Annotated in this window: 8 protein-coding genes and 4 pseudogenes; 11 read left to right on the top strand and 1 reads right to left on the bottom strand. The window is 73.0% G+C overall.

Annotated features, from left to right (window positions below):
* The first annotated feature begins 2 nt into the window (after positions 1-2).
* From JNW89_RS15795 to JNW89_RS15830, 8 genes and pseudogenes are all read left to right on the top strand, one after another.
* On the top strand, positions 3-962 hold the full coding sequence (locus JNW89_RS15795; RefSeq protein ID WP_238449499.1) for an LCP family protein: 960 nt from the start codon (positions 3-5) through the stop codon (positions 960-962).
* 292 nt (positions 963-1254) lie between these two features.
* Positions 1255-2463 carry an LCP family protein gene (locus tag JNW89_RS15800; protein ID WP_238449500.1) on the top strand — a complete coding sequence of 403 codons (1209 nt, stop codon included), beginning with the start codon at positions 1255-1257 and terminating at the stop codon, positions 2461-2463.
* 205 nt (positions 2464-2668) lie between these two features.
* Positions 2669-3613 (top strand): LCP family protein, encoded by a 945-nt coding sequence (locus tag JNW89_RS15805; protein WP_238449501.1) that lies wholly within the window; start codon positions 2669-2671, stop codon positions 3611-3613.
* Between the two features lie 58 nt (positions 3614-3671).
* Entirely contained in the window at positions 3672-4007 is a 336-nt protein-coding gene (locus JNW89_RS15810; RefSeq protein WP_088959745.1) for a rhodanese-like domain-containing protein, read from the top strand.
* Positions 4008-4018: 11 nt separating this feature from the next.
* Positions 4019-4809: pseudogene (locus JNW89_RS15815) on the top strand (glycerophosphodiester phosphodiesterase).
* 52 nt (positions 4810-4861) lie between these two features.
* Positions 4862-6319 carry an ATP-binding protein gene (locus JNW89_RS15820; RefSeq protein WP_238449502.1) on the top strand — a complete coding sequence of 486 codons (1458 nt, stop codon included), beginning with the start codon at positions 4862-4864 and terminating at the stop codon, positions 6317-6319.
* A 74-nt stretch (positions 6320-6393) separates the two neighbouring features.
* Positions 6394-6808 (top strand): annotated as a pseudogene (locus JNW89_RS15825) (ATP-binding protein).
* A gap of 61 nt (positions 6809-6869) precedes the next feature.
* Positions 6870-7754 carry a DUF5926 family protein gene (locus JNW89_RS15830; RefSeq protein WP_238449503.1) on the top strand — a complete coding sequence of 295 codons (885 nt, stop codon included), beginning with the start codon at positions 6870-6872 and terminating at the stop codon, positions 7752-7754.
* Between the two features lie 52 nt (positions 7755-7806).
* Here the strand turns inward: JNW89_RS15830 and JNW89_RS15835 are convergent, their stop codons facing one another.
* On the bottom strand, positions 7807-9018 hold the full coding sequence (locus tag JNW89_RS15835; protein ID WP_238449504.1) for an arginine deiminase: 1212 nt from the start codon (positions 9016-9018) through the stop codon (positions 7807-7809).
* Positions 9019-9180: 162 nt separating this feature from the next.
* Between JNW89_RS15835 and JNW89_RS15840 the strand changes: the two genes are divergently transcribed.
* The 3 genes and pseudogenes from JNW89_RS15840 (at position 9181) to JNW89_RS15850 (ending at position 11024) form a co-directional block, all read left to right on the top strand.
* Entirely contained in the window at positions 9181-9918 is a 738-nt protein-coding gene (locus JNW89_RS15840; RefSeq protein WP_088959739.1) for a hypothetical protein, read from the top strand.
* A 183-nt stretch (positions 9919-10101) separates the two neighbouring features.
* Positions 10102-10559 (top strand): annotated as a pseudogene (locus JNW89_RS15845) (hypothetical protein).
* A gap of 76 nt (positions 10560-10635) precedes the next feature.
* A pseudogene (locus tag JNW89_RS15850) lies at positions 10636-11024 on the top strand (ACT domain-containing protein).
* The last annotated feature ends 197 nt before the right edge of the window (positions 11025-11221 follow it).

Genomic DNA, 11221 nt, shown 5'->3' on the forward strand with positions numbered 1-11221 from the left:
CGGTGCTGGTGCTGGCGCTGCTCGGCGGCCTGGGGGCGTGGGTCTACACCGACAACCTCGACAAGGATCTGGCCCGCACCGACCCGTTCTCGGAGATCACCGGCGGACGGCCGGCCAAAGCGGTGGACGGCGCGCTGAACATCCTGCTGGTGGGCTCGGACTCGCGCGACCCGGACGCGCCGGTGGACCAGCAGAGCCAGTGGCGGGCCGACACGATCATCGTCATGCACATCCCCGCCGACCACAAGTCGGCCTACCTGGTCTCCATCCCGCGTGACCTGTACGTGCCGATCCCGGAGAGCGCCGGCGCGGAGTGCGACTCCGGGCGGCGCGCAAAGATTAACGCGGCGTTCGCGTTCGGCGGCCTCCCGCTGGCGGTCCGCACGGTGGAGTGCTTCAGCGACGTCCGGATCGACCACGTGATGGCGATCGACTTCGGCGGCTTCAAGGAGGTCACCGACGCGCTCGGCGGGGTGGACCTCAAGGTGGAGCGGAGCATCACCTCGATCCACAAGCCGTACCGGAAGTTCACCAAGGGCACCATGCACATGGACGGCGCCACGGCGCTGGACTGGATCCGGCAGCGCAAGCAGTTCCCGGAGGGCGACTTCGCCCGGATGCGCCACCAGCAGGAGTTCCTGCGCGCGCTGATGGACAAGGCGGCGAGCACGGGCACGCTGGCCAATCCGAAGAAGCTGAACGCCTTCCTCCAGTCGGTCACCGACGCGGTGACCGTCGACAACGGCTTCTCGCTGGTCGACATGGGTGTGCAGTTCCGCAGCCTGCGCGGCGAGAACCTGACCTTCATCACCAGCCCGAACACGGGCAGCGACACGATCAACGGCGAGTCGGTGGTGGTCTCCGACCGGACGAAGGCGCTGGCGATGTACAAGGCGATGTCGGCGGACACGATGGCGGCCTGGGTGGCGGCCAACGAGAACCCGGACACCAAGGGCAACTGACCCCGTTCCTCCCCGGGCGGCCGGACCTCCCCGGCGCCCCGGGCGGGCCAACGGGGCCGGTGGCGGCGGCCGATATTGCCGGCACGTTTCGACGGACGTCATCAGAGGTGCGTTCATTTCTGGTTGCATCACCGGCCGCCAACCACCGAGTGGACGTATCGCCTCATCCGTTCGGTTGAATTGCCGTCGCAAGTGTCGGGATATCCAGGAATTGAGCGTCTGACGATCTCGCCTTGACGGGAAGCGGTACGTAAAGTGGGTCCGCCCCCCGACCTCGCGAGCTGGAGCATGCATGCCGGTTCAGACCAGCCCCCGCCCGACGTCGCTGGATTCCGACCCGTACGCACGGCCGTCGACGATCCCGTCGCAGCGCGGCCGCGGCGGGCAGCGCACCGGCGGCCCCAAGAAGCGCACCAAGCGCAAGGACCCGCTCTGGGCCCGCCTGACGCTGATCTTCGGCGCCGTGCTGATGATGACCAGCGGCATCGCCATCGTCGGCAGCAAGGCGCTGATCAGCCAGGCGACCGGCAACATCGCCCAGAAGAACCTGCTGGGCGGGGCGGGTAAGACCGACGCCGAGGGCGGCGCCGACCTGGACGGCCCGATCGACATGCTGCTGCTGGGCGTGGACGCCCGCGAGCGGTGGGCTGCCGACGACGTCCGGGCGGACAGCATCATCGTGCTGCACATCCCCGCCAGCCACGACCAGGCGTACCTGATCTCGATCCCCCGGGACACCGAGGCGCAGATTCCGGCGTTCAAGAAGAGCGGCTTCCAGGGCGGCACCGACAAGATCAACGCGGCGTTCCAGGCCGGCGCGCGCAACGGCGGCGGCTGGGAGGGCGGCGCCCAGCTGATGGCCCAGACCATCAAGAACATGACCGGGGTCAGCTTCGACGGCGCCGCGATCATCAACTTCGGCGGCTTCAAGAACGTCATCGACACCCTGGGCACCGTGCGGATCTGCGTCAGCCACGAGGTGAAGTCGCACCACATGGTGATGGTCGACGGCAAGCAGATGTGGAACGCGGACGCCAAGAAGACCGGTCGCCCGATGACCCCGGTGGTCTACAAGAAGGGCTGCCGCGAGATGTCCGGGCTCCAGGCGCTGGACTACTCCCGGCAGCGCTACGGCCTGCCGAACAGCGACTACGACCGCCAGCAGAACCAGCAGCAGCTGATCAAGGCGATGGCTCGCAAGGCCACCGACAAGGGCATGCTGACCAACCCGATCAAGGTCAACCAGCTGATCCTGGCGGCGGGCAAGGCGTTCATCCTGGACACCGGCGAGGTGCCGGTGGCCGACTTCGTCTTCACCCTGCGCGGGGTCAGCGCCAACGAGCTGACCATGCTGCGCACCAACGGCGGCACGTTCAACGAGAACGCCAACAAGCGCGAGTCGCTCAGCGCGCAGACCCTGGAGATGTTCCAGGCGGTCAAGAACGACAAGCTGGGCGAATTCGTGTACGCCAACCCGGCCGTGCTCTCCAACCGCAAGTGACCCGGTGACCGGCCGGTAGCCACGCCGAAACCGGCCGGAGCGCGGTGACCGGCCCGTAGCCTGATGTGAGCAGTTCTCACGTCACGGCCACGGGGAGGGCGTCACGGCCAGGTCAGCGCGGTCCGACCGGGGGCGGGGCACACCGCCACCCGGCCGCCCGGCCTCCCGCTGGCCCCGGATCCTGCTGACGGTCGGTCTCGCCCTGGTGCTGGTGGCCGTCGTCGCCGTGGTCGGCATGAAGGCGCTCACCGCGCGGTACGAGCGCACCATCACCCGGGAGCAACTGCTCGCCCCGGACGCCCGGCAACCCCGCACCGACCTCTCCGAAGGGTTGAACTACCTGCTCGTCGGCACCGACCGGCGGGGCGCCAGCGACGGGCCGGACCAGCGCTCTGACACCATCCTCATCGTGCACCTACCGCCCGGCATGCGGCAGGGCTACCTGATCTCCGTCCCACGCGACCTGCTGGTGGCCATTCCCCCCGGCGGCGCCAACGGCTACCGCGGCGGCCAGGACAAGATCAACGCCGCGTACGAGCACGGCGGGACCGGTCAGGGCGGGGCCCAACTGCTCTCCGCCACCCTGACCCGGCTCACCGGGATCCGCTTCGACGGGGCCGCGCTGGTCGACTTCGCCGGCTTCAAGCAGGTCATCAACCTGCTCGGCGGGATCCGGATGTGCGTGGACACCGAGGTCCGGTCGATTCACACCGGGACGGTGTTCCCCACCGGCTGCCAGCAGATGGACGGCACCCGGGCGCTGGACTACGTCCGGCAACGCTACGACCTGCCCGGCGGCGACTACGACCGACAGCGGCACCAGCAGCAGATGCTGCAGGCGGTACTGGACCGGGCCGGGGAGACGAACCTGCGCGGCGACCCGCTGAAGCTGGACCAGGTGCTGCGGGCGGTGGGCGGCTCGCTGACCCTGGACACCAACGGCGTCCGGGTCGAGGACCTGATGATGGCCCTGGGGTCGCTGCCGTCGGACGCGCTGAGCGGGGTGCAGGTGCCGTCGTACCCGGAGACCATCGACGGGATCTCCTACGTGGTCCTGGACAACGGCGGCAACGGCCTTTTCGACGCCGTACGCGGCGAGCGGGTGCCGGGCTGGGCGGCGGCCAACCCGCGCTGGGTCACCCGGTTGTGAGCCGGCGTACCGGCCCGGCCCGTGCCGATGTCGCCCGTGAGGATCTAGGCTGCTACCCGTGTTCGGATCCCAGGTACCCAGCGTTCCCGTGACCGAGATCGACGACGAGACCTACCTGCTGGACGTCCGCGAGGACGACGAGTGGGTGGCGGGCCACGCCCCCGGCGCCCACCACCTGCCGATGATGGAGCTGCCGGCCCGGCTGGCCGAGGTGCCCACCGACCGGGACGTCGCGGTGATCTGCCGTTCCGGCGGGCGCTCCGCCCAGGTCGTCGGCTACCTGCTCAACAACGGGTGGGAGCAGGTGCGCAACGCCGACGGCGGAATGCGCCAGTGGGAGGCCGTCGGCCGGCCGGTGGTCGGCGGGGACGGGCAGCCCGGCCGGGTCATCTGAGAGCCGGCGCGATGGGCGATCCGCTGGTCTTCGCGCACCGCGGCGCGTCGGCCGACCTGCCCGAGCACACCCTCGCGGCGTACCTGCGGGCCTCGACGAGGGCGCCGACGGGCTGGAGTGCGACGTCCGGCTCACCCGGGACGGGCACCTGGTCTGCGTGCACGACCGCCGACTGGACCGGACCAGCAACGGACGCGGGCTGGTCAGCGCCCGTACCCTCGCCGAGCTGGAGCTGCTCGACTTCGGCTCCTGGCATCCGGGCTGCGTACCGGCCGACGGCGACGAGGTGCTGGACGAGTCGCACACCCGGCTGCTCACGCTGGAACGGCTGCTGGAGGCCGTACTGGCCGCCGGCCGGCCGGTCCGGCTGCTGGTGGAGACGAAGCACCCGTCCCGCTACGGCGGCGACGTCGAGCGTCGGCTGGTCGCGCTGCTGCGCCAGTACGGGCTCGCCGAACCCGGCCCGGAGGACCCGGTACGGGTCACCGTGATGTCCTTCTCCCCGCTGGCCGTACGCCGGGTCCGGGAGCTGGCCCCGGCGCTGCCCACGGTGCTGCTGCTGGAGGTGCTGCCGCGCTGGCTGCGACTCGGCCGGCTGCCGTTCGGCGCCGGGATCGCCGGGCCCGGCATCGGCCTGGTCCGGGCCCGCCCGCAGCTGGTGCCCGCCCTGCGGGCCGCCGGCCACCAGGTGTACGTCTGGACCGTCAACGAGCCGGACGACCTGGAGCTGGTGCTGGCCGCCGGGGTGGACGGGGTGATCACCGACCGACCGGCGCGGACCCTGGCCCGGCTGGGCCGGTGAGGCCCACCGGACGGGGCTGCCCGAACTCCGCCCGAGGGGGCACACTCGGGACATGCCGGAGCGTACCGATCTCGCCGCCCTGGTCACCGGCCACAGCGCGGTGATCGAGATGATCAATTCCGGAGACGCGGGCCTGCCCGTCCTCACCCAGCTGCTCCGGGTGGCCCGCTCGGCGGTGGGCGCGGCCAGCGTGGCCTTCGTCGAGTTCGCCCCGACCGGCGGCCGGGTCATCGCGGCCAGCGGCAACGCCAAGTGGATGATCGGCCGCCCGCTGCCGGCGTCCGACCCGGTGACCGTCTGCCTGCTCGCCGGCCCCCGGGTCCGGCAGATCCGGGTGGACCACCTCCCCGGGCAGCTCGCCGGGGAGCTGGCCGCCCGGGGGCTGCGCCGGATGATCGGGGCCCGCGCCGAGATCGGCGGGCTGACCGTCGGCAGCCTGCACGCCCTCTACGCCGACGGCGAGGACGCGGCGGATCCGGAGGGGCAGGCCGTGCTGGGCTACGTGGCCGCCTGCATCGCCCACATGTACGGCGACCAGAGCGGCCTGCCGGTGCACGGCGACGGCCCGGTGGTCGCGGCGCTCGCCGACGGTCTGGCCGTGGTCGACCGGGAGGGGCACGTGCGGCTCTGGAACCCGGCCGCCGCCCAGGTGACCGGCCGCTCCTCCGCCGAGGCGCTGAACCGGCCGCTGCCCTTCCCACTCCCCCCGTCCGGCCAGGTACTCGACCACCAGATGCCGGACGGACGCTGGCTGCGGATCACCTCCGGGGAGCTGGCCGGGCCCGGCACCCAGCGGGTGGTCACCTTCCGCGACATCACCGACCAGCAGCGCCGCGACTCCGAGCGCGACCTCTTCGTCGCGGTGACCAGCCACGAGCTGCGCACCCCGGTCACCGTGATCAAGGGGTACGCGGACACCCTCACCGACCACTGGGAGTCGCTGACCGACACCGACCGCCGGCAGGCCGCCCGGATCATCGGGCAGCGCGCCAACGAACTGGCCCGGCTGATCGACCGCCTGCTCTCCTCGGCCATCGACGGCCGGCCCGGCGGCGAGCCGGCCGTACCGTTCGACCTCGGCGACGCGCTACGCGCCACCGTGCCGGACCTCCCCGCGGACCTGCGCCACCGGCTCGTCCTCGACCTGCCGGCCGACCTGCCCAAGGCGCTCGGCGACCGGCACAGCATGGCCACCGTCCTGACCGAGCTGGGCACCAACGCCGCCAAGTACTCGCCGCCGGAGTCGCCGATCGAGGTCACCGCCGGCACCGACGGGCAGACCGTGCTGTTCCGGGTCAGCGACCGGGGCATCGGCATCCGGCCCGAACACGTGGAACGCGCCTTCGACCGGTTCTGGCAGGGCGAGTCCGGGGACCGTCGGGGCTATCCCGGCGCCGGGCTCGGCCTCTATCTCGTCCGCCGGATCGTTGAACAGCAGAATGGATGGGTATCCCTCCGGCCGAGGAACGGTGGCGGTACCGTCGCAGAGGTGCGGCTGCCCCGGGGATGACCTGCGCGGGGCACCGGGGGACGGGGCGAGAAGGAGCGAGGGTGTCGGCGCACGCGGTCGAACGTTCGTGGTGTGTGGTGGTTCCCCACCACGCCACCGGAGCGCGGCTGGCCCGGCACCGGCTCGCCGACGAACTCGCCGAGGTCGTACCCCCGGTCCTGCTGGCCGACCTGGTGGCGGTCCTGGCCGAACTGGTGGGCAACGCGGTCCGGCACGCCGACCCGCTGCCCGGCGGGGTGGTCCGGGTGGCCTGGCGGCTGCGGCCCACGCCGGGCGCCCGACCGTGTCGATCCGGGTGACCGACGGCGGCGCGCCCGCCGGCCCACGGATGCGGGCGCCAGCCCGGACGCGGTCGACGGCCGTGGCCTGCACATCGTCGCCGGCCTGGCCAGCCGCTGGGGAGTCGAGCGGGACGGCCTGGGCCAGAGCGTCTGGGCCGAGTTCGACCCGACCGGCTCTTCCCGACCGGACCTGGTCGTCGCCGGTTGAGCCGGCCCCGGGGGCGGGTCCTCCCCACACCGTCCCGGCCCGGCCTCTAGGCTGTCTCGCCGTGAGCAAGCGTCGAAAGAACCAGCGCGCCGTCGAAGCGACCCCCCGCCGGGAGAAGATCCGCGACATCTTCGCCCCCCGCCCCTTCGAGGGGCTGGCGGACGAGCCGGAGTGGATCGCCCTGCGCGAGCTGGTGCCGGCCGCCTCCGCGCCGCTGCGGCTCACCCCGGAGCTGGTCGAGGAGTACGGCGACCGCCCGGTCACGCTCGCCACCGTGCTGCCGATGGCCGCCCCGGCGATGACCAAGCCGGACGGGCGGGTCTTCATCGGGCTGCAGCGCCACCAGCAGTCCGGTGACGTCTCCCGCGACCTGGCCGAGGCGCTGCTCTGCGCGCTGCGCACCGAGCCGGGCGGCCAGGTGACCGTGCCGCCGCTGCCGGGTCCGGGCCCGCGCCTGCAGGACGTCCTGGTGGACGGCCCGCTGGAGATCACCATGCACGACGGCTTCGACTTCTGGCTCGACCCGGGCGCGGCCGACGACCCGTCGGTGCAGGCGTCGCTGGAGCGGGCGAACGCCGCGATCTACCCGACCGTACGGCTCGCCGCCGCCCCGGCCGCCTACTGGTGTCGGGTGCCGGAGAAGGCGCACGTGCGCTGGGTGCTGCCGGAGGACGAGGACACCGCGCTGGACGCGCTGTCCCGGCTCTCCGCGGCCGGCATCCTGACCCTGGGCGAGGGCACCCGATTCGCCGGCATGTTCCGCGCGCACGGCCGACTGGTGCCGGTCTGGGACCTGCCCGAGGACGTCCCGGCCGCCGACTGGGAGGCGCCGGTGAGCGCCTTCGCCGAGCGGTACGCCGAGATGCTGGAGGAGAAGGAGCCGCTGGACGCCGCCGGGCGGCGGGCCCGCCAGGGGCTGCTCGGCCGCCAGCTCACCCTGCGCTGACCCGCGCTCGACCGACCGCTTGCGGGCCCGCGTGACCGGCCCGGAAGCGGGGTCAGGGCCGCCGTAGCGGCTCGCGGACCAGCGGGCAGGACATGCAGCGCGGGCCGCCCCGACCCGAACCCAGCTCGGAACCGGCGATCGGGATGACCTCGATGCCGGCCCGTTCGAGCTGGGCGTTGGTCTCGGTGTTGCGCTCGTAGCCGACGCAGAGCCGGGGCGCCAGGGCGAGGGTGTTGTTGCCGTCGTCCCACTGCTCGCGTTCGGCGGTGACCGGGTCCAGCCCGGTGTCGATCACCCGGAGCTGGTCGAGGTCCATCGCGTCGGCGGCGGCGCGCAGGAACGGCGCCGGGCCGTCCACCCGCGGCTCGCCGTCCGGCCCGGCGATCACCGTGTACGCCGACAGGCTGCTGGCGATGTTCGGGTACATCAGCACCGCGTCGGCGTCGACCATCGTGCAGACCGTGTCGAGGTGCATGGTGGCGCGTTCCTGGGCGATCGGCACCACCAGGATGGTGTGCGCCAGGCCGGCGGCGAAGACCTGCCGGGCCAGCCGCTCCGCGCCGGCCGGCGTAGTCCGCTCACCCACCCCGACCGCGAGCACGCCGGGGGCGAGCAGCAGCACGTCGCCGCCCTCCAGGTGCTCCAACTCCGGGTGGTAGACGGCCTGGGTGCCGACGAAGCGCGGGTGGTGGCGGTAGATCGCGTCGGTCAGGGTGGACTCCCGCCGGCGGGCCGGCATGGCGAGGCTGGTGACCCCGACCCGGTCACCGATCCACAGTGACGAGTCGCGGGTGAAGAGCAGGTTGGGCAGCGGGTCGATGACGAAGTCGTGCCGGTCCATCAGCGTCCACACCAGCCCGCCGGGGCGTTCCGGGCTGATCCGCACCTCCTCGTGGGCGAGCCCGGCGATGAACACGTCGGCCAGCGCCGCCGGATCGAGGTAGGCGAGGTGGTCGGCGACGCGGCGGCGCAGCGTGTCGCCGAGTCGGGGCGAGCGGAGCACCACCTCGGTCAACTCGGCGCGCGCGTCGGGGACGGCCAGGGTCTCGGCGAGCAGGGTGGCGAGGTAGAGCACCTCCACGCCGCGCCCGCGCAGCGCCGCCGCGAAGGCGTCGTGCTCCTCCTGCGCCCGTCCCACCCATGGGATAGCGTCGAAGAGCAACGAGTCGTTGTTGCGGGGGGTGAGCCGGGCCAGCTCGGGCCCGGGGCGGTGCAGCAGCACCGTGCCGAGCCGACCGACCTCGCTGTCCACGTAGTGGGTCACCCTCGCAGCGTAGGGCAGGTGCGAAGGGTGTTCGGGAGAGAAGTGTGGATGAATATGGCATTCATCCGCACTCATTCCGGCGCTCCAACTTGCCGTACCCGGGGGATGGCAACGTAGGGTAGTGAGGACATAACTTCGAGGGACCTTTTGCCGGAGGTCGCGATGACTGTCTTTCCCGCTCGTCGAGCCGTACCCACCCGGGCCCTGCCGCCCGTGGCGGTGCCGCACCCCCGGGCCGAGGCGCCGTCGGCGCTGGAGCCGGCCCGCCCGACCCCGTTGGAGTGGGCCCGCCGCCGTCGGGCGGAGCGCGGCGCGCGCCGGCTGGAGGCCGCCGGGGCGCGCGCGCTCGGTCAGCTCGACCACCTGGGGCCCGCCTGGCACGTCATCGAGTGGCCGCGTACGGACGTCGCCGACGTGCTGCTCGACCGCGGCCAGGACGACCGGGCCGGCTTCCTCGCCATCGGCCCGAGCGGGCTCTTCGCGGTGAGCATCGCCGACCACGGGCGCGCCCGGGTGCTGGTCGCCGGGGACGTCGTCCAGATCAACGGCAAGCGGCCGCCGTACGTGGCCGAGGCCCGGCGCGACGCCAAGCGGGCGAGCAAGGCCCTCTCCGACGCGGTCGGCCTGCCGATCCCGGTGACGCCGGTGCTGACCTTCGTCGGCTCCGGCGTCATCAGCGTCTACGGCCTGCCCAAGGACTGCCTCATGGCGACCCACCGGGAGCTGGACCGGCTCCTCGTCGCCGGGGGCAACCGGATCAGCCCGGCCACCGCCGAGAAGCTGTCCCGGGTCGCGCAGCAGCCGCAGACGTGGCTCAACGGCACGTACCGTCCCGCCGCCGACTACCGGTGGTACGACGAGGGCCGAACGGCCGCTGACAAGCCGGCCGCCCGCCGGTAACGTCACCGTCGACGCCACGCGGCCCGGTGTTCACCGAGGTCAGCTACGGTCCGCGCCGTCGCCGGCCGCCCGGTCGTTCCGGGCATCCGATCGTCACCGGCGGCCGGTGGCAGCAGCGCGGTACAGCGACCGTCGCGACGACCGGCTAGCGTGGACAGACCGTCGGTGTACATAGGAGGCTCGGTGGCCCACGTCGAACTCTCGCTCTCCGAAGTGTTCGCGCCGGCGTCGCGGACACCGACAGAGCCGGGGTGCGACAACGTCGGGCAGTGGTCGGCCATGGTCTCCCACGCCGAGGAGCCCTGCCTGCTGATCGATGCGGACACCCGGGTGGTGGCGATCTCGTCCGCCGGCTGCGACCTGCTCTGCCTGGGCGCACCGGAGGAGTGGTGGGCCTGCCGTTGCTGGAGGGCGGCCTGCGGCTGCTCGACTTCACCGCCGCCCGGGGCGAGCTGACCGAGCAGGAGACCGACAAGATCCCGCCGCTGCTCGCCCTGCACTCCGGCCGGCTGGCCCGGGGCCTGCTCCGGGTCCAGCCCGCCGGCGAGGACGCGCCCGACGCCACCGTCGACGCCATCTCCACCCCGGTGCTCACCGACGGCTCGGTCGCCGGCTCCCTCACCTTCTTCTCGGAGATCTGACCTGCGTCCGAGGTGTGGCGGGCGCCGCACGCCGCGATGCTGGGGCGGGCCGGCACCGACGCCGTAAGGTGCCCTCATGCTCGATGTCGCCCTGCTCCCGGGGGAGTACGCCGTGTGCCGGCTCGCCGCCGGCACCTCCCTGCCCCCCGCCCTGTGGGCCGAGCCGGGCGTCGCGGACGTGGTCACGGTGAGCTGGACGCCGACGGGATCTCGGTCATCTGCCCCGCCGGCCGGGCGCCCGCGCAGGCGGACGTGGAGACCGACTGGCGGTGCCTGCGGGTGGTCGGGCCGGTCGGCCTCGCGCTCACCGGCACCCTCGCCGCCCTGGTCGACCCGCTCGCCGAGGCCCGGGTCAGCGTGGTCGCGTTCTCCACCTACGACACCGACCACGTGCTGGTCCCGGCGGTACGCCTCGGCGAGGCGACCGGCGCGCTGGAGCGGGCCGGGCACCGGGTGCTGCGCTGACCCTTCACCGCACCGCCGGATCCTCCTACGATGGGCTCGGCCACCCCCGGCCGTGACGACCCGATGCCACCCGAGGCTCGATCCCCCGAGGACCGGTCCGTGCCGCCTGACGCACCGCACCGCACCCCACCCCGCCGGCTGGTCGGCGCCGGCGTACTGCTCGCCGTCGCGCCGCTCGCCGCCTGCGGCGCCCCGCC

The organism is Micromonospora sp. 4G55 (genome assembly GCF_016803375.1).

Coding starts and splice junctions, on each gene's coding strand:
- JNW89_RS15800 (WP_238449500.1), top strand. CDS start 1,255: ATGCCGGTTCAGACCAGCCCCCGCCCGACGTCGCTGGATTCCGACCCG.
- JNW89_RS15820 (WP_238449502.1), top strand. CDS start 4,862: ATGCCGGAGCGTACCGATCTCGCCGCCCTGGTCACCGGCCACAGCGCG.
- JNW89_RS15840 (WP_088959739.1), top strand. CDS start 9,181: ATGACTGTCTTTCCCGCTCGTCGAGCCGTACCCACCCGGGCCCTGCCG.